Origin of the sequence: Martinezella paranaensis, from assembly GCF_014200235.1 — a bacterium.
Lineage (GTDB): Bacteria > Pseudomonadota > Alphaproteobacteria > Rhizobiales > Rhizobiaceae > Rhizobium > Rhizobium paranaense.
In genome coordinates this window covers 161,495-178,745 of sequence record NZ_JACHBI010000002.1, presented here as the reverse complement: position 1 = coordinate 178,745, position 17,251 = coordinate 161,495, and the positions used below count along the sequence as shown (strand labels likewise).

At 62.4% G+C, this 17,251-nt stretch carries 17 protein-coding genes; 5 read left to right on the top strand and 12 right to left on the bottom strand.

The annotated features are described in order from the left end of the window. Positions 1-20 precede the first annotated feature (20 nt). Positions 21-890, top strand: coding sequence for an NmrA family NAD(P)-binding protein (locus tag GGD50_RS06920; protein WP_107109451.1), 870 nt, complete (start codon positions 21-23; stop codon positions 888-890). A 3-nt stretch (positions 891-893) separates the two neighbouring features. Here GGD50_RS06920 and ggt read toward each other — a convergent pair whose 3' ends face one another. Continuing rightward, a complete protein-coding gene (gene ggt, locus GGD50_RS06915) occupies positions 894-2,639 on the bottom strand; it encodes a gamma-glutamyltransferase (protein ID WP_107109053.1) in 1,746 nt (581 codons plus the stop codon). Between the two features lie 337 nt (positions 2,640-2,976). Here ggt and GGD50_RS06910 point away from each other — a divergent pair, with 337 nt between their 5' ends. Beyond that, positions 2,977-3,171, top strand: a complete 195-nt coding sequence (locus tag GGD50_RS06910; RefSeq protein ID WP_245407501.1) for a hypothetical protein — start codon at positions 2,977-2,979, stop codon at positions 3,169-3,171. A gap of 19 nt (positions 3,172-3,190) precedes the next feature. Here GGD50_RS06910 and GGD50_RS06905 read toward each other — a convergent pair whose 3' ends face one another. Then, positions 3,191-4,456 (bottom strand): glycerate kinase type-2 family protein, encoded by a 1,266-nt coding sequence (locus GGD50_RS06905; RefSeq protein ID WP_107109051.1) that lies wholly within the window; start codon positions 4,454-4,456, stop codon positions 3,191-3,193. Between the two features lie 154 nt (positions 4,457-4,610). On the opposite strand from GGD50_RS06905, the gene GGD50_RS06900 reads away from it, so the two are divergent. Further along, the gene (locus GGD50_RS06900) at positions 4,611-5,039 is read left to right on the top strand and encodes an OsmC family protein (protein WP_107109050.1); all 429 of its coding nucleotides are present in this window, start codon (positions 4,611-4,613) and stop codon (positions 5,037-5,039) included. A 188-nt stretch (positions 5,040-5,227) separates the two neighbouring features. Here the strand turns inward: GGD50_RS06900 and GGD50_RS06895 are convergent, their stop codons facing one another. The 3 genes from GGD50_RS06895 to GGD50_RS06885 form a co-directional block, all read right to left on the bottom strand. Continuing rightward, complete coding sequence (locus GGD50_RS06895; protein ID WP_107109049.1) at positions 5,228-5,770, bottom strand: carboxymuconolactone decarboxylase family protein; 543 nt, start codon at positions 5,768-5,770, stop codon at positions 5,228-5,230. Between the two features lie 13 nt (positions 5,771-5,783). After that, the gene (locus GGD50_RS06890; RefSeq protein WP_107109048.1) at positions 5,784-7,130 is read right to left on the bottom strand and encodes an LLM class flavin-dependent oxidoreductase; all 1,347 of its coding nucleotides are present in this window, start codon (positions 7,128-7,130) and stop codon (positions 5,784-5,786) included. Positions 7,131-7,268: 138 nt separating this feature from the next. Continuing rightward, positions 7,269-8,180 carry a LysR family transcriptional regulator gene (locus GGD50_RS06885; protein ID WP_107109047.1) on the bottom strand — a complete coding sequence of 304 codons (912 nt, stop codon included), beginning with the start codon at positions 8,178-8,180 and terminating at the stop codon, positions 7,269-7,271. A 124-nt stretch (positions 8,181-8,304) separates the two neighbouring features. Between GGD50_RS06885 and GGD50_RS06880 the strand changes: the two genes are divergently transcribed. After that, positions 8,305-9,045 carry an SDR family oxidoreductase gene (locus GGD50_RS06880; RefSeq protein ID WP_107109046.1) on the top strand — a complete coding sequence of 247 codons (741 nt, stop codon included), beginning with the start codon at positions 8,305-8,307 and terminating at the stop codon, positions 9,043-9,045. A 173-nt stretch (positions 9,046-9,218) separates the two neighbouring features. Continuing rightward, the gene (locus GGD50_RS06875; RefSeq protein ID WP_107109045.1) at positions 9,219-10,430 is read left to right on the top strand and encodes an adenylate/guanylate cyclase domain-containing protein; all 1,212 of its coding nucleotides are present in this window, start codon (positions 9,219-9,221) and stop codon (positions 10,428-10,430) included. 5 nt (positions 10,431-10,435) lie between these two features. Here the strand turns inward: GGD50_RS06875 and GGD50_RS06870 are convergent, their stop codons facing one another. Genes GGD50_RS06870 through GGD50_RS06840 form a run of 7 tightly spaced genes read right to left on the bottom strand, consistent with a single transcriptional unit; the run spans position 10,436 to position 17,247 of the window. Then, positions 10,436-12,403 (bottom strand): 3-hydroxyacyl-CoA dehydrogenase NAD-binding domain-containing protein, encoded by a 1,968-nt coding sequence (locus tag GGD50_RS06870; protein ID WP_107109044.1) that lies wholly within the window; start codon positions 12,401-12,403, stop codon positions 10,436-10,438. A 12-nt stretch (positions 12,404-12,415) separates the two neighbouring features. Next, on the bottom strand, positions 12,416-12,811 hold the full coding sequence (locus GGD50_RS06865; protein WP_104824096.1) for a RidA family protein: 396 nt from the start codon (positions 12,809-12,811) through the stop codon (positions 12,416-12,418). Continuing rightward, positions 12,789-13,220: an acyl-CoA thioesterase gene (locus tag GGD50_RS06860; RefSeq protein ID WP_107109043.1), complete on the bottom strand. Its 432-nt coding sequence runs from the start codon at positions 13,218-13,220 to the stop codon at positions 12,789-12,791. The genes GGD50_RS06865 and GGD50_RS06860 overlap by 23 nt, the downstream gene beginning before the upstream one ends. Before the next feature lie 8 nt (positions 13,221-13,228). Beyond that, positions 13,229-14,410, bottom strand: coding sequence for an acyl-CoA dehydrogenase (locus GGD50_RS06855; protein ID WP_107109450.1), 1,182 nt, complete (start codon positions 14,408-14,410; stop codon positions 13,229-13,231). A gap of 14 nt (positions 14,411-14,424) precedes the next feature. Continuing rightward, on the bottom strand, positions 14,425-15,606 hold the full coding sequence (locus GGD50_RS06850) for an acyl-CoA dehydrogenase family protein (RefSeq protein WP_107109042.1): 1,182 nt from the start codon (positions 15,604-15,606) through the stop codon (positions 14,425-14,427). A 4-nt stretch (positions 15,607-15,610) separates the two neighbouring features. Beyond that, the gene (locus tag GGD50_RS06845) at positions 15,611-16,462 is read right to left on the bottom strand and encodes an enoyl-CoA hydratase family protein (RefSeq protein WP_107109041.1); all 852 of its coding nucleotides are present in this window, start codon (positions 16,460-16,462) and stop codon (positions 15,611-15,613) included. Next, a complete protein-coding gene (locus tag GGD50_RS06840) occupies positions 16,459-17,247 on the bottom strand; it encodes an SDR family NAD(P)-dependent oxidoreductase (protein WP_107109040.1) in 789 nt (262 codons plus the stop codon). Before GGD50_RS06840 ends, GGD50_RS06845 begins: the two co-directional genes overlap by 4 nt. Positions 17,248-17,251 lie beyond the last annotated feature (4 nt).

Genomic DNA, 17,251 nt, shown 5'->3' with positions numbered 1-17,251 from the left:
AAATCCTCATGGAGAAGATCATGTTTGCAATCACTGCCGTCACCGGCAAGGTCGGTGGCACGACCGCACGCGCGCTCATGAACGCCGGGCATAAGGTCCGGGCCGTCGTTCGCGACCGGGCGAAAGGTGCGGAATGGGAAAGGCTCGGCGCGCAAGTTGCCCTCGCCACGTTCGATGATGCCGATGCGCTCGCGCGGGCTTTTGACGGCACCGAAGGCGTCTTCGTCATGGCCTCGCCGAATTTCGCACCCGATCCGGGTTTTCCGAGCGCCCGCAGGGATGCCGCAGCGCAGGCGGCCGCCATAAAGCGCGCGCAGCCGGGTAAGGTGGTGATGCTGTCGTCGATCGGCGGCCAGCGTACCTCCGGCCTCGGGCTCATCACCCAGGTGCACATGCTGGAAGAGGCGCTGGCGCCGTTGGCCATGTCGGTCGCCATGCTGCGGCCGGCGTGGTTCATGGAGAATTCGTCGTGGGATATGGCACCGGCGCGCGAGACCGGCGACATGCCGAGCTATCTGGCGCCGCTCGACAAGCCCTATGCGATGATCGCCACCTCCGATATCGGCGCCATTGCGGCCCGGACGATGGCCGAGCGCTGGACCGGCCGCCGGGTGATCGAGATCGAAGGGCCGAAACGCTATACCCAGATCGAAATCGCGACGCTGATCGGCCAGGCAATCGGTCGTCCAGTCATCGCCAAGCCTATCCCACGCACTGAATGGGAGGAGCGTTTCAAGGCTCAGGGGGCTGCCTGGCCGGAGCCGCGCATCGAGATGATCGAAAGCTTCAACTCCGGCTGGATCGACTTCGAACCGGCTGGCGTCAATGAACACGTCATTGCCGCCACGCCTTATGAGACTGTGCTGGCCGAACTTGCCAAGATCGGTTGACGCTCAATAGCCTTCGGCAAGACCGGAGCCGGCGCGGCTGTCCATCGCGCCGTTGTAGCGGGCACCGCCTCCCTCGGCGATTTGGCCGAGGCTCTTGCCGCCGACGAGAATGCCGGCGGCCTGACCCCAGACCGGCCAACTGCCGCCGATTTGGACATTGTAGCCCATGCCAGTCAGCAGTTTGATCGTATCGGGAGACAGCGTGTAGGGCTCGGTGTAGATCTTATCCGGCAGCCATTGATGATGGACACGCGGCGCATCGATCGCCTGCTGAATATCCATGCCGAAATCGATGACGTTCACGATCGCTTCGAGCGTGATGGTGATGATGCGCGCGCCGCCGGGGCTGCCGATCACCATGAAGGGTTTGCCGTCCTTGGCGACGATCGTCGGGCTCATCGAGGAAAGCGGCGTCTTCTTCGGCTGGATGGCGTTGGCCTCGCCCTGCACCAGACCGTAGAGATTGGGTACCCCCGGCTTGGAGGTGAAGTCGTCCATCTCGTTGTTGAGCAGGATGCCGGTGCCGGGCGCGACCACGCCGGCGCCGAAGGAGCCATTCAGCGTGTAGGTAACGGCAACCGCATTGCCGTCATTGTCGATGATCGAGTAATGCGTGGTCTCCGTGCTCTCGCCGAGGCCCTTCGGCATCAGATCCTTGGAGACGCCGGCGCGATAGGGATCGATGCTGTCGCGGATCTTCTTCGCGTAGTTCTTGTCCAGCAGTTTGCTGACGGGATTGTCGACGAAATCGGGATCGCCGAGCGCGGAATTGCGGTCGACATAGGCGTGGCGCATGGCCTCGACCATGAGATGCACGGTGTCGGCCGAGCCGTAACCGGTATAGGAAAGCGGGTAGCCTTCCAGCACATTGAGAATCTCGCAGATGATCACGCCGCCGGAAGAGGGTGGCGGCGAGGAGATGATCTCATAGCCGCGGTAATTGCATTTCACCGGGTCGAGTTCGCGGACCTTATATTGCTCGAAATCCTCCTTCGCCAGAATGCCGCCCTTGTCGTGGCTGGCCTTGACGATCGCGTCGGCGGTCGGCCCCTTGTAGAAGCCGTCCGGGCCTTGTTCCGAAATGCTGGCGAGGGCCGCGGCAAGGTCGGGCTGGATCAGCCGATCGCCGCTGGAGAAGGGGGCGCCGTTCGGCTTCGTGAAGATCGCCGCTGTCGCCGGATCGCGTGACAGCCATTTCTTGCCTTCGTTCAGCTCGGCGGCGTCCGCCTGGTTCAGCGTGAAGCCTTCCTTGGCGTAGCGGATCGCCGGCGCCATCAGTTCCTGGCGGGTTTTGGTGCCGTATTTCTCGCGGGCAGTCTCGAAGCCCATGACGGAGCCCGGCACACCGACGGCGAGATAGCCATCCGTGCTTGCGCCTTTGACGACATTGCCTTTGTCGTCGAGATACATGGTCTTGGTCGAGGCAAGCGGTGCGCGCTCGCGAAAATCGAGGAAGGCGGTCTTGCCGTCCTTCGTTCGGATGGTCATGAAGCCGCCGCCGCCGATATTGCCGGCGGTCGGATAGACCACAGCCAGGGCGTAACCGACCGCAACCGCGGCATCCACGGCATTGCCGCCGCTCTTTAGCACGTCGACGCCGACATCCGTCGCCAGATGCTGGGCAGTCACCACCATTCCATGCTCGGCTTCAACCGGCTGCGGCGCTGCGGCTTGAACGATGGTGATGGAAAAGAGCCCGAAGGCAAAGATAGTCGCTAACGATATCGCCCGCTGGCGGAATTCGCGCATGATGGTCCCTCCCTAAGTCAAGTTTCAGGTAAGGCAGCCCAGCGTTGTGTCTAGGGCTGAAGAATAATTTCTGCGGCCAAATTTCGTCGGCGACCGCGCCAGCCATATGCCCGGAATCTGGATCGGATAGAAGACGACCCGGCCTCTCCAAGATTGACGAGATACTCATCCCGTCGATTGGGGATTAATTCCAGGGTATTAGCGGAAATCGCGCAATCGATCTTTCGTATTAGCATCCGTTAAAATGTCGGGGATAAATGCCTGCCCGCACTCGCAATATTTCTTTCATCAGAGCAGTCTACTTTAGGTAATGGACTTGTTGAGGCGGGAGTATCGCATGGGGGTATTGATGGCCGTCACGAAGCTTGAGCAGTGGAAGAACGAGCGCAACAGCAAACCCAAGGCGTTCGTCATTGCTCAAAAGACGCATGTCGTCGAAATCGAGTGCATGCATTGCCATCACCACTTCTTTCGGTGGTCGTCGACAGCGCCGGCCTATTGGCGCTGCGAGGATTGTTCCGTCAATCAGTGAGGCGTTCCGGTCCTGACGATCAAACGATCAGGATCGCCCTGAAATCATTGACATTGGTGCCAGTCGGGCCGGGGACGAAGAGGTCGCCGATTGCGTTGAATGCCGACCAGGCGTCGTTGTTTCTCAGCATCTCAGCGGGCATAAGCCCGGCCTTGCGCAGCCGCGCCACGGTGCTTGCGTCGGCAAAGGCACCGGCATTGTCTTCGCTGCCGTCGATGCCGTCGGTGTCGGCGGCCATGGCGTGAATGCCGGCGTGACCGTCGATATCGATCGCCAGCGACAGCAGGAATTCGGAGTTTCGGCCGCCCTTGCCCTTGCCCGTCAGCGTCACCGTCGTCTCCCCACCCGACAGCAACACGATCGGCTTGGCGAAGGGCCGATTGCGATGGAGGATCTCGCGGGCGAGGGCGGCATGCATGTGCGCTGCCTCGCGGGCTTCACCTTCGATCGCATCGGACAGGATCGCCGCCTCGATGCCGGCTTCGCGCGCCATTTCGGCCGCGGCCTCCAGTGAAACGCCGGCCGACGCGATGACATGCACCTCATTGCCGGCAAGGCGTGGATCCCCCGGCCGCGGCGCATCGGCTTCCGGCCTTTCGATATGCGCGAGGACGGCGGCGGGAAGCTCGATACGGTAGAGACGGATGAGGTCGAGCGCTTCGGCGCGGGTGCCAGCGCCGGGCACGGTCGGTCCAGAGGCGACAAGAGCCGGATCGTCGCCCGGAATGTCGGAAACGACCAGCGAGACGACCTTTGCCGGATAGGCCGCTGCGGCGAGGCGACCGCCCTTGATGGTCGACAGATGTTTGCGAATGACGTTCATCGCCGAAATCGGCGCGCCGGAGGCGAGCAGCGCCTTATTGACGGCGATCTCGTCGGCAAGGGTGAGGGCACCGGCGGGGGAGGGCAGCAGCGCCGATCCACCGCCGGAGATCAGCGCGATCACCAGGTCATCCTCGGTCAATCCTTCGACCAGCTTCAATAGCCGCCCGGAGGCGACGAGGCCTGCCTCATCCGGGACGGGATGAGCGGCTTCAATGATTTCGATGTACTGGCAGGGGGCGGCGAAGCCGTAGCGCGTTACCACCAGCCCTTCCAGTGGACCGTCCCAGCATTGCTCGAGGGCGGCCGCCATCTGTGCCGATCCCTTGCCGGCGCCGATGACGACCGTCCGTCCTTTCGGCTTTGCCGGCAGATGGGCGCGGATGCCGGTCATGGGATCGGCGGCGCGGACGGCCGCATCGAAGAGGGAGGTGAGGAAGGCGCGGGGATCGGAAACGGTCATTTGGAAATCTACCTGTCTGCGATGAGCTTATAAGCATTTGGTGGCGCAACTGGCGCGAACACGCAAGGGCAGGTCACGCCCGATTGTGTCGGGTAAGCGCAATCCCTATGTTTTAGGGAGCAGTTTCAACGATTTTATCCGAGGGATTTTCGAGATGGCCGAATTGAAGGTGAAGACGAGACAGACGGGCGCGACAGCGACGGTCGGCCGCACTGGCCTGCCGCATGTGACGTCGGTGACCGGTGGCGAGATCGATATCGTCACCTCGCCGTCACTGCCTGGCTTCAATCCGCTCGATCTGCTTTATTCCTCGCTGTCCGCCTGTCTCGTGCTCAGCGCCCGCATGGCCGCGAGCAGTCTCGGCGTGCTCGACAAGCTGACGGAAGTGACTGCCGTCGTGACCGGCGAGAAGGCGACGGAAGGGCTGTCACGCGTCGAAAAATTCAACATCGCCTTCACCATCAAGGGCGATTTCGGCGACGAAATCCGCAGCGCCATCGCGCATGCTGCCGAGGAGGAAATTTGCACGGTCAGCAACACGATCCGGGGGAATCCGAAGTTCGAGATGGTGATTTCGGGGTGAGATCGGATTAAGCAGCGAAAGCTCCTCATCCGCCCTGTCGGGCACCTTCTCCCAGTTCTGACGGGGAGAAGGGGATTGCAGCGCCATCACCGTCCCTCTCTCCGCATGGCGTTGGGCGAGGGTTTTGGCGACGTCGCTCCCTCTCCCCGTCAAAACGGGGAGAGGGTTGGGGTGAGGGGCTTTCTCCGCTACTCTGGCGGCAGCTCGAATCCTTCCAGATAAGGCCCAAGCTCGGGATCGATATCCACCTTGACCACATTGTTGTAGACCGCCGTCGCAATCATGATGCCGGCGAAAGCGACGAGATTGGCGAGCGTCGGTTCGTCGTAGCGTGCCTTCAACCGGTCCCACAATTCTTCCGGCACGGTGTTGGAATCCCTGACGATCGCCTTGCCGAAATCGATCAACAATGCCTCGTCTTCCGCGGGTACGAGCGTTTCCGGCGTCAGGCCGGCATTGATCAGCGCCCGGCGGAAGAAGCCGACCGGGATGATCGAGCGGCTTTGCAGCGAAATGGCATGACAGAAAAGCCAGACCGCGCGGTCGTCGAGCGCCGGGCGCAGTTCTTCGCGCAACGTGAACCATTCGGCGTAGATGCGGTGCGCCACCGGCGAGTGCAGCAGCGTCCGCTTCATATTGGTCATGCGGCCGCGCAGTTGCACTTCGCGGTCGTGTTCGGCGCGGACGGCTTCGGAAGCGGTGTCGTAATCGATCGGCGTGATATGGCTCATCGGCTGTTGTCTCTCATTGCGCCGCTTCGGACGTCGGGGTGAAGAAGCGGTTTGCCGGACGCGGCAGGCCGAGATGGTCGCGCAGTGTCGTGCCCTCGTATTCGCGGCGGAAGATGCCGCGGCGCTGCAGTTCCGGAACGACGCGCGTGGTCACGTCCAGCAAGCCCTGCGGCAGGAAGGGGAAGACGACGTTGAAGCCGTCGGAGCCTTCCTCGCGCAGCCATTGTTCCATCTCATCGGCGATCGTCTGCGGCGTGCCGACGAAGGCGAGACCGGCATAGCCGCCAAGCCGTTGGGCAAGCTGGCGGACGGTCAGCTTCTCCTCCACCGCCAATGCGATGACGCGCTCCCTGCCGCTCTTGCTGGCATTGGTTTCCGGGATCTCCGGCAGCGGACTGTCAGGGTCGAAGCCTGAGGCGTCATGGCCCAAGGCGATCGACAGGGAGGCAATGGCGCTTTCGTAATGGACGAGGCTATCGAGCTTGGCGCGTTTGGCCTTTGCCTCCTCGACGGTATCGCCGACGACGATGAAGGCGGCGGGAAGTATCTTCAGGTGATCCGGGTTGCGGCCGATGTGCTTCATCCGGCCCTTGATGTCGGCGAAAATCGCCTTGCCGTCGGCGAGATTGCGTGGGGCGGCGAAAACCGCCTCGGCGGTTTCGGCGGCAAGCTGGCGTCCGGCATCCGATTGTCCGGCCTGGACGATCACCGGCCAGCCCTGCGGCGGGCGGGCAATGTTGAGCGGCCCGCGAACGCTCAGTTCCTCGCCCTTGTGGGCAAGCACATGCATCTTTTCCGGATCGAAGAAGAGGCCGCTTTCGGCATTGCGGAGGAAAGCGTCGTCGGCGAAGCTGTCCCAGAGGCCGGTCACGACATCGTAGAATTCACGGGCGCGGTGATAGCGCTCACCGTGCTCCATATGCTCTTCAAGGCCGAAATTCAGCGCTGCGTCCGGATTGGATGTCGTGACGATATTCCAGCCGGCGCGACCGCCGCTGATATGGTCGAGGGAGGCGAAACGGCGGGCGATGTGATAGGGCTGATCGAAGGTGGTGGAGGCCGTGGCGACGAGACCGATCTTTTCGGTGACGGCGGCAAGCGCCGAGAGCAGTGTGAAGGGCTCGAAGGACGTGACGGTATGGCTGCGCTTCAGCGCCTCGACGGGCATGTTCAGCACGGCAAGATGATCGGCCATGAAGAAGGCATCGAATTTTGCCTGTTCCAGCGCTTGCGCAAAACTCTTGATATGTTTGAAATTGAAATTCGCGTCCGGATAGGCGCCGGGATAGCGCCATGCGCCGGTATGAAGGCTGACGGGGCGCATGAAGGCCCCAAGCTTCAGTTGCTTCTGTTCAGTCATGGGTCCATCCCTCTCGAACATCACGGGTTCATGGCGGCATGTGCGGGCAAGCCAGCGAGAATGTCTCCCTCGACGTAGGAGCCTAATCGGCGCATTCAAAGAGCCGATTTCATTTATTTGATCGGTTCGATGGAATATTTATCCAGCGCCGCTTTCCACCTCGGTCTGCCGGGCAAAAACCTTGACGAGCCAGTCGATGAAGACGCGCACCCGTGGTGAGAGTTGGCGGTTGCGGGGATAGAGCATGGAGACGGGTGTCTTCGTCAGTGGAAAGTCCTTGAGGACGTGAACCAGCTCGCCGGATTTCAGGGCATATTCGGCGTGATAGCGCGGCACCTGGATCAGGCCGAGGCCGAGCTTGGCCGCTGAAAAATAACTCTCTGCAGCATTGACGGAGACCGTCGCGGGCAAGGCGATATTGCGCACTGCGCCGTCGACGATGAATTCTAGCGGCAGCAATACGCCGGTCGCCGAGGAGCGGAAGCCGACCATGCGGTGACCGTCGAGGGCGTCCGGATGCAGCGGCATGCCGAAGCGTTCGATATAGGCAGGTGCCGCCAGCGTGATCTCCTCCAGCATGGCGACGCGGCGAGCGATCATGTCGCTGTCCTGTGGTGTGCCGACACGCAGCACACAATCGATGCCTTCGCGAATGAGGTCAACAAGGCGGTCGCCCTCTGTCATGTAAAGCTCGATTTCCGGATAGGTCTCCAGGAAAGACGACAGGTTCGGGAGTACGAAATGCCGGGCCAATGTTCCATGGACGTCGACGCGCAGGAGACCCTTCGGCTTGGCGCCGGCAAAGGCACCCTCGGCGTCCTCTATGTCTGATAGAATGCGCAGGCAACGCTGATAGTAGGCCTCGCCATCCAACGTCGGGCTGACATGCCGCGTCGTTCGCTGCAGCAGGCGAACGCCGAGGCGCGCCTCCAATTGTTTGACGGCATCCGTCACCGTGGAGCGCGGCAGACCGGTATCTTCAGCAGCCAGCGTGAAGCTGCGCCGTTCCACGACGCGGGAAAATACCCGCATGGCATCGAATCTGTCCATTTTTCTTTGTTCGGAAATTTCGGCTAGTGATGCCGATTAATGGCTGATTATCCGCCGTTTGAAAAGAGGCATCTTCCTCTCATCGAAACGCGCTACAGCGCAATTACAGCGAAGGATGAAGACAATGGCCAATAACTCCAACAGGGTAGCTATCGTTACCGGTGCATCTCGCGGTATCGGCGCGGCGGTTGCGGAGCGTCTTGCAAAGGACGGTTTCACGGTCGTCATCAATTACTCCGGCAGCGAAGCCGCCGCCGAGGAGCTTGCCCGCAAGATCGAAGGAAAGGGTGGCAAGGCGCTGACCGCCAAGGCTGATGTTTCCGATGCCGAAGCCGTGCGTCGCATGTTCGATGCTGCCGAAGCCGCTTTTGGGGGCGTCGACGTGCTGGTCAACAATGCCGGCATCATGCAGCTCGCCAAGATCGCCGATGCCGACGACGCCCATTTCGATCGGCACATCGCCATCAATCTGAAGGGGACGTTCAATGCGCTGCGCGAAGCCGGCAAGCGCCTGCGCGACGGCGGCCGGATCATCAACTTCTCGACCAGCGTCGTCGGGCTCAAGCTCGAGACTTATGGCGTTTACGCTGCAACCAAGGCCGCCGTCGAAACGCTGACCGGCATCATGGCCAAGGAAATGCGCGGCCGTTCGATCACGGTCAATGCCGTGGCGCCCGGCCCGACGGCGACCGACCTCTTCCTCAACGGCAAGAGCGACGAGCTGATCGATCGCATGGCCAAGATGAACCCGCTGGAGCGGCTGGGTACGCCGGAAGACATCGCCGCTGCCGTCTCATTCCTCGCCGGCCCGGACGGCGGCTGGATCAACGGTCAGACGCTGCGCGCCAATGGCGGCATGATCTGAACCCTCCCAGGTGGCGGCGGGATGAGTCCCGTCGCTACCAGCGCGTCAAATCGCCGCTTCCGTCCCGCAGGAGCGGCGATCATTTGTTTTGGGTGGACTATTTTGCGTTGTGCAACACTTCAAGCCTGCCTATTTGGTATTAAAGCGAATCCTTTCTGGGGCGGGAGATATCCATGAACGATAAGGACATTGGCGAAATCGCCTCCTGGCTCATGCAGAGCGGCCTCAAAGGCATGGGAGAAGCCGACATCCTGGCAGGCTTCTGCGAGGCATGCCGAGAGCGCGGGCTGAACGTCGACCGCGCCATGGCGCTGATGGATACGCTGCATCCGGTCTATGAGGGGCGAGCCTTCCGCTGGGACGGCAACCAGGTGATTGAACGCGAGTTCGAATATGGGCCGTCGCATCAAGGGATCGCCGCCGAGAACTGGCTGCGTTCCTCCTTCTATCATTTGCTGGAAACAGGCGGAGACGAGGTGCGTCGCCGCATCGGCTTCGGCGACCCGATCGATTTCTTCGGGCTCGACACGTTGAAGACTGATGGCCACACCGATTACCTCGCCATGGTGCACCGGTTCGAGGAAGGCGGCACCATCGGCGAGATGGATTGTTTCTATTCTCATTTTGCCACCACCGCCGGAGTGGGTTTCCCTGACGAGGACCTGCGCGTGCTGCGTAAGCTGACACCGGCCCTGGCATTGGCGATCAAATGCACTGCTATGGGACGCATCGCGCGCACCATTGCCGAGGTCTATCTGGGCGAGGATGCCGCCCGGCATGTTCTCGAAGGCAAGATCACACGCGGTAAGGCCGAGCGGATCTCGGCGGCACTGTGGTTCTCCGATCTCGCCAACTATACCCGCATTTCGGACACAGCCGAGCCCGATGAAATCATTCCGATGCTGAATGCTTATGCGGACGCTGTGATTTCCTCGATCCACGAGGCAGGGGGCAACGTGTTGAAGCTGATCGGCGACGGCACGCTGGCGATCTTCAAGGCGCGCGATGCGGGGGATGCTTGCGCTGCGGCGCTGATGGCGGAATCGTTGCTGCGCCAGCGGCTGCGCGATCTCAATTCCCAGCGGCAGATCGAGGGCAGGCCGGTGACGGACGTCTATCTCGGCCTGCATATCGGCGATGTCTTTTACGGCAATATCGGCAGCATGGACCGGCTGGATTTCACCGTCATCGGCCCGGCCGTCAACGAGGTTAGCCGCATTGCGTCCATGTGCCGTTCGGCCGATCGCAACATCCTGATGTCGTCGAATTTCGTCTCCGCTCTGGCGTCCAGCCAGAGCAACGATCTCGTCTCCGTCGGCCGCTACGCGCTGCGCGGCGTCAACCGGCCGCAGGAGCTGTTCACGCTGCTGTCTTCGGCGGCTTGATCACCTCAACGGCGACCTCCGGCGAACATCGGGCCGCCTTTGTGCGGCGGGAAACCGTAGCCGTTGATCATCACCAGATCGATATCGCTGGCGCGGGCGGCGATGCCCTCGGCCAAGAGCGCCTCGCCCTCATCGGCCATCGCCTTCAGCAGCCGGGTGACGATCTCGTCTGCGGTAAAGCTCTTCGGCGCAATGCCTTTTTCGGCGCGGGCGGCTTCGATCAGCGCTGTGACTTCGGGATCTACCGTGCGCTGGCCATCCGGATAGCTGTACCAGCCCCGCCCGGCCTTCTGACCGAAGCGGCCGGCTTCGCAGAGGCGATCGGCGATGACGACATAGCGGGCGGCAGGATCGCGTGTTGGCGCCTGGCGTTTGCGCCGCGCCCAGGCGATTTCGAGGCCGGCCATGTCGTAGACGGCGAAGAGACCCATCGGGAAGCCATAGGCTTCCAGCGCCGCATCGATTTCATGCGGCAGCGCGCCGTCCTCGACCATGAATTCGGCTTCGCGGCGATAGGCAGAAAAGATGCGATTGCCGATGAAGCCCTCGGTGACGCCACAGACGACCGGTAGTTTTCCGAGGCGCTTGGCGAAGGCGAGGGCGCTTGCCAGCACATCAGGCGCGGTCTTGTGGCAATTCACGACTTCCAGCAGCCGCATGATGTTGGCGGGCGAAAAGAAATGCAGGCCGACGACCCGCTCAGGATGCGCGGTTGCGGCGGCGATGATATTTGGATCGAGGTAGCTGGTGTTGGTCGCAAGGATGGTGTCGGCGCGTACGATGCCATCAAGGCGCTGGAACAGCTCGGTCTTGACGGTCAGATCATCGAAGACGGCTTCGATGATGAGATCGGCTTGCGCGAACTCCTGCGCATCGGCGGCGACCGCCAACCGGCTCAGGCGATCGTCGCGGCCTGCTGTATCGAGGCGGCCGGATTGTACAGCTTTGTCGAGGATGCCGGTAATCCGCTCTCGGCCTTTGTCGGCGGCTTCCCGGGTTTGCTCGATGCCGACGACGCGGTAGCCGGCGTTCAAGGCCGCCACTGCAATGCCGGAGCCCATGAGGCCGGTGCCGACGAGGCCGACGGTTTCGATCTTGCGCGGCGCAACTTTTTCCAGGCCTTCGACCTTGCCGGCGGCGCGTTCCGCGAAAAAGACGTGGCGCAGGGCTGCAGCCTCTTCGCTATCCCGAAGGGCGACGAAGGTGCGGCGTTCTTCGGCGAGTCCCTCGTCCAGCAATGTCGTCGCGGCAAGGCGAACAAGGCGGACGGCTTCGGCGGGCGCGTGCTGACCACGCGCCTTGCGAAGAGCTTCCGCGACCGCTTTGTCGATGGCCTCCTCAGAGTCTGACGGGACAGGCAATTTGCCGGTGCGTCGCAAGGGAAGATCGGCTGCGCTCTTGGCGGCGGCAATGGCCGCAGCGATCAGCGAGTTTTCGACCAGGCTATCGATGATACTGAGTTTGTTTGCTTCGCTGGCCGAGACAACGCGTCCATTGGAGATCAGTTCGATGGCAGCGGCGGTGCCGATCAGGCGGGGGAGGCGTTGCGTACCGCCGGCACCGGGAACGATGCCGAGCTTGACTTCTGGCAGGCCGATTTTCGCGGAGGGCACGGCATCGCGCTTGTGGCAGGCGAGTGCCACTTCCAGGCCGCCGCCGAGCGTGGCGCCGTTCATAGCGGCAACAACGGGTTTGGAGAAATCTTCGATGCGGGCAATGACTTGCGGCAGCAGCGGCTCAACGGGCGGTTTGCCGAATTCCTTAATATCGGCGCCGCCGATGAAAGTGTTGCCTGCCCCCGTCAATATGACAGCAACGACCGCGTTGTCCTTCTCGGCGCGATCGAGCGCCGTCATGAGGCCGGCGCGGACATCGGCGGAGAGTGCATTGACGGGCGGATTGTCGATGGTGACGACGAGAACGTCATCGGTCAGCGTCGCCGAAACAGTATCCGAAAAGCGCGATGCCGACATGGCGAGCCCATCCTATTCCGGAATAACGGCGGTCGCCTGGATCTCGATCTTGGCGCGGTCCTCCACGAGGGCGACGACCTGCACGGCGGCCATGGCTGGAAAATGCCGGCCGATGATCTCGCGATAGACCTGGCCGATGCCCTTGAGATTGGCGAGATATTCGCTCTTATCGGTGAAATACCAGGTCATCGAGGTGATGTGCTGCGGCTTGGCGCCGCCCTCGGCGAGAATGGCGACGACATTCTTCAGCGTCTGGCGCACCTGCTCGACGAAATCGTCACTTTCGAATTCGCACGCGGCGTTCCAGCCGACTTGGCCGCCGACGAACACCATGCGACCGGTTGCCGCCATGCCATTGGCATAGCCGATCGGCTTGGCCCAGCCTTCAGGTTGCAGGATGGTGTGCATCGGTCATCTCCAGATGAGAGGTCAGCGCAGCGCGGATATCGTCCGGCCACGCAAGCGATTGATGGGTGTCGAGGGAGGTGGAAACGACACGATGGCGGGCGGTCCATAGGACTTGACCATTCGCCGAAACCTGATGTTCCAGATCGAGCGAGGAACGACCGATGCCGCGCACCGCCACCACGAAATCAAGCTCATCGCCCTGAAAGCCAGGGCGCACGAAGGTCAAGTCGAGCCGTACGGTCGGCACGCCGATGCGGCGGTCGTTGACCAGCGCCTTCCAGGGAAAACCCAACGAGCCGAAAAAATCCTCCAGCACCCCGACGAGGATGTTCAGATACGACGGGAAATAGGCGATCCCCGAGGGATCGCAGTCTCCGAAGCGCAGGGGTCTGGTGGTTTTGAATGCCAAGGCCGGCCTCAGTTCGAAAAAGCGGCGATGCCGGTGATGGCACGGCCGAGGATGAGGGCGTGGATGTCGTGCGTGCCTTCGTAGGTGTTGACGACTTCGAGGTTGACGAGATGGCGGGCGATGCCGAACTCGTCGGAAATGCCGTTGCCACCGAGCATGTCGCGGGCGGCGCGGGCGATCTCGAGTGCCTTGCCGCAGCTATTGCGCTTGAGGATCGAGGTTAGCTCCACCGGCGGATGGCCGTCTTCCTTCAAGCGGCCGAGCCTCAGGCAACCCTGCAGGCCGAGGGTGATCTCGGTCACCATGTCGGCAAGCTTCTTCTGGATGAGCTGGTTGGCAGCGAGCGGCCGGCCGAACTGTTTGCGGTCGAGCACATATTGCCGCGCCTTGGCGTAGCAATCCTCGGCCGCGCCGAGAGCGCCCCAGGCAATGCCGAAGCGGGCCGAGTTCAGGCAGGTGAAGGGGCCTTTGAGGCCGGAAACGTTCGGCAGCAGGTTTTCTTCCGGCACGAAGACATTGTCCATGACGACTTCGCCGGTGATGGAGGCGCGCAGGCCTACCTTGCCGTGGATGGCGGGGGCTGACAGGCCTTTCCAGCCCTTTTCCAGGATGAAACCTCTGATAACGCCGTCTTCGGTCTTGGCCCAGACGACGAAGACGTCGGCGATCGGTGCATTGGAAATCCAGGTCTTGGCACCGGTCAGGCTATAGCCGCCATCGACCTTCTTGGCGCGGGTTACCATCGAGCCGGGATCGGAGCCGTGGTTAGGTTCCGTGAGGCCGAAGCAGCCGATCCATTCGCCGGTGGCAAGCTTCGGCAGATATTTCTGCTTCTGCTCTTCTGAACCGAAGGCATTGATCGGCACCATGACGAGCGAGGATTGCACGCTCATCATCGAGCGGTAGCCGCTGTCGACGCGCTCGACCTCACGGGCGATCAGGCCATAGGCGACATAGCCAAGGCCGGCGCCGCCGTACTCCGGCGCGATCGTCGGACCGAGCAGGCCGAGTTCGCCCATTTCACGGAAGATCGACGGGTCGGTCTTCTCATGGCGGAAGGCTTCGAGGACGCGGGGCGCCAGTTTCTCCTGCGCGTAGGAATGTGCGGTATCAAGCACCATGCGTTCATCGTCGCTCAACTGCTCCGTCAGCCGGAACGGGTCGGCCCAGTCGAAAATCTCGCGGCTCATGCTCTCAATCTCCATCAATTTGTCTTCAGAAGTTCGCGCGCAACGATCAGTTTCTGAACCTCCGTCGCACCTTCGTAAATACGAAGTGCGCGTATCTCCCGATAGAGTTTTTCCGTTATTTCTCCCGCTTTGACGCCTCGTCCGCCGAAAAGCTGGACGGCGCGGTCGATGACGGCCTGCGCGGTTTCCGTGGCCGTCATCTTGGCCATGGCCGCCTCGCGCGTCGTCGGCAGATGCTGCACGTCGCGACGCCAGGCCGCTCGATAGGTGAGGAGGGCTGCCGCGTCGATGCCGGTCGCCATATCGCCGAGGGCTGCCTGCGTCAACTGAAGGTCGCCGAGCGTCGCGCCGAACATCGGCCGCGTGCGGACATGCGCCAGCGACTCATCCAGCGCCCGCCGCGCAAAGCCAAGGCTGGCGGCGGCGACCGAGGCGCGGAAGATATCGAGTGTGCGCATGGCGATCTTGAAGCCTTCGCCCGGTGCGCCGAGCCGGCGCGACGCGGGGATGCGGCAGTTTTCGAAACGGATCGTCGCCAGCGGATGCGGCGTGATCACTTCGATCCGTTCGGCGATCGAGAAGCCGGGATCATCAGCGAAGACGACGAAGGCGGAAATGCCGCGCGTGCCCGGCGCCTCGCCTGTGCGGGCGAAAACGGTGTAGATATCGGCGATGCCGCCATTGGAAATCCAGGTCTTTTCGCCATCGAGAACATAGTGATCGCCATCGGCGCGGGCCGCGCAACTCATCGCGGCGACATCCGAGCCGGCATCCTTTTCCGACAGCGCAAAGGCCGCGAGCCAGTCGCCGGCGCGAACTTTCGGCAGCACGGCGTCGCGCAGTTCGGGCGAGCCGGATAATCCGATCGCGCCGGTGCCGAGGCCCTGCATGGCGAAAGCGAAATCGGCAAGGCCATCGTGCCAGGCGAGCGTTTCGCGCGCGAGACAAACGAGGCGGGAATCGATCAACGGGTCGCTGTCCGAGGTGCCTGTGGCGGCAGCGAGGAGGTCGGCGTCGCCGAGCGCCTTGACCAGCTTGCGGCAGGTGCCGTCGACATCGCCATGGTCGATATCGGCCATGGCGGAGGATTTGGCGAAAGCGTCGACTTCAGCCACGAATTCCCGGTGGCGTTCATCGAAGAACGGCCAATCCAGATGATCTCGGCTCGGCCCGGAGAGGCTTGATGCAGCGGACATAGCCTCAATTCCCCTGGAATTCAGGCTTGCGCTTGGCGGCGAAGGCTTCGAAGGCACGGCGGAAATCCTGGGTGGCCATGCAGACCGCTTGGGCCTGCGCCTCGGATTCGATCATCTCGTCGATGCCCATCGCCCATTCCTGGTTCAGCATGGTCTTGGTCATGCCATGCGCGAACCATGGCCCATTCGCTAGCGAACTGGCGAGCCTGATGGCTTCCGGCTCCAGATCAGCGCTGACATGCAAGCTGTTGTAGAAACCCCAGGCATGGCCTTCGGCCGATGTCATCGAGCGACCCGTGAACAGCAGTTCAGCGGCACGGCCCTGGCCGATGATGCGGGGAAGGATGCCGCATGCGCCCATGTCGGCGCCGGCAAGGCCGACGCGCGTGAAGAGAAAGGCGGTCTTGGCTTCGAACGTCGCCAGGCGCAGGTCGGAGGCCATGGCGAGGATGGCGCCGGCACCGGCGCAGATACCGTCGACGGCGGAAATGATCGGCTGCGGGCACTTGCGCATGGCTTTGACCAGATCGCCGGTCATGCGCGTGAAGGCGAGAAGCTCGGGCATTGCCATGCGGGTCAGCGGTTCGATGATCTCGAAGACATCGCCGCCGGACGAGAAATTACCGCCAGCTCCGGTCAGCACTATAGCGCGGACGTCAGAGGCGTAGGCGAGGTCGCGGAAGAGATTGCGCAGTTCGGCATAGCTGTCGAACGTCAGCGGGTTCTTGCGCTCCGGGCGGTTCAGCCGGATCGTGGCGACGCGGCCGTCATCGCTGACCTCCCAGAGGAAATGCTGCGGCTTGTAATCTTTGAAGGGCTTCAGATGGCCCCGCATCGTCATATCCCGATCGCTCATCCCGCTAAAACCTCCCCACCGGCAACCGCAATTGCCTGACCATTGATCGATGCCGCCGCCGGCGATGCCAACCAAAGAACGGTGTCGGCAACCTCCTCGGGCTTGACGAGCCGTCCCTGCGGATTGGATTTCGTGAACTCCGCAAGCGCCTGTTCCGCCGTGCGCCCTGTTTTGGCGACGATGGTGGCGATCGAGCGTTCGATGATCGGCGTATCGGTGAAACCGGGGCACACGGCGTTGACCGTGATACCAGTCTTTGCCAGCTCCAGCGCCAACGAGCGCGTCAGGCCGACGACGCCATGCTTGGCGGCAACATAGGCGGACACGTAGCCGTAGCCGGTCAGGCCCGCCGTCGAGGCGATGTTGATGATGCGCGCGCCGGCTCCGTGCGCTTTAAGGTCGGGTAGGGCAGCTTGCGTCACCAGGAAAACGCTGGTGAGATCGACCGTCAGGACGCGATTCCACATGTCCAGGCTGGTCTTCTCGAAAGGCGCAGTTGGTGCCTCGCCGGCATTGTTGACGAGAATATCGACAGGGCCGAATTTTTCGCGGGCAGCGTTCACGCCGCCGGCAATCGCTTCGACGCTGGTGACGTCGAAACCGTCAACGACGAGAGCATTCGCGCCAATGTCGGCAGCGACGGCCTCGAGCGGTTCTCTTTTTCGCCCGGCAAGCGTCACGCGTGCACCCTCGGCAGCGAGCGCCCGCGCGATCGCGGCGCCGATGCCGCTACCGGCGCCGGTGACGAGGGCGTGGCGGCCCACAAATTTGCCTGATGTCGTCATCGGT

Coding starts and splice junctions, on each gene's coding strand:
- GGD50_RS06920 (WP_107109451.1), top strand. CDS start 21: ATGTTTGCAATCACTGCCGTCACCGGCAAGGTCGGTGGCACGACCGCA.
- ggt (WP_107109053.1), bottom strand. CDS start 2,639: ATGCGCGAATTCCGCCAGCGGGCGATATCGTTAGCGACTATCTTTGCC.
- GGD50_RS06910 (WP_245407501.1), top strand. CDS start 2,977: ATGGGGGTATTGATGGCCGTCACGAAGCTTGAGCAGTGGAAGAACGAG.
- GGD50_RS06905 (WP_107109051.1), bottom strand. CDS start 4,456: ATGACCGTTTCCGATCCCCGCGCCTTCCTCACCTCCCTCTTCGATGCG.
- GGD50_RS06900 (WP_107109050.1), top strand. CDS start 4,611: ATGGCCGAATTGAAGGTGAAGACGAGACAGACGGGCGCGACAGCGACG.
- GGD50_RS06895 (WP_107109049.1), bottom strand. CDS start 5,770: ATGAGCCATATCACGCCGATCGATTACGACACCGCTTCCGAAGCCGTC.
- GGD50_RS06890 (WP_107109048.1), bottom strand. CDS start 7,130: ATGACTGAACAGAAGCAACTGAAGCTTGGGGCCTTCATGCGCCCCGTC.
- GGD50_RS06885 (WP_107109047.1), bottom strand. CDS start 8,180: ATGGACAGATTCGATGCCATGCGGGTATTTTCCCGCGTCGTGGAACGG.
- GGD50_RS06880 (WP_107109046.1), top strand. CDS start 8,305: ATGGCCAATAACTCCAACAGGGTAGCTATCGTTACCGGTGCATCTCGC.
- GGD50_RS06875 (WP_107109045.1), top strand. CDS start 9,219: ATGAACGATAAGGACATTGGCGAAATCGCCTCCTGGCTCATGCAGAGC.
- GGD50_RS06870 (WP_107109044.1), bottom strand. CDS start 12,403: ATGTCGGCATCGCGCTTTTCGGATACTGTTTCGGCGACGCTGACCGAT.
- GGD50_RS06865 (WP_104824096.1), bottom strand. CDS start 12,811: ATGCACACCATCCTGCAACCTGAAGGCTGGGCCAAGCCGATCGGCTAT.
- GGD50_RS06855 (WP_107109450.1), bottom strand. CDS start 14,410: ATGAGCCGCGAGATTTTCGACTGGGCCGACCCGTTCCGGCTGACGGAG.
- GGD50_RS06850 (WP_107109042.1), bottom strand. CDS start 15,606: ATGTCCGCTGCATCAAGCCTCTCCGGGCCGAGCCGAGATCATCTGGAT.
- GGD50_RS06845 (WP_107109041.1), bottom strand. CDS start 16,462: ATGAGCGATCGGGATATGACGATGCGGGGCCATCTGAAGCCCTTCAAA.
- GGD50_RS06840 (WP_107109040.1), bottom strand. CDS start 17,247: ATGACGACATCAGGCAAATTTGTGGGCCGCCACGCCCTCGTCACCGGC.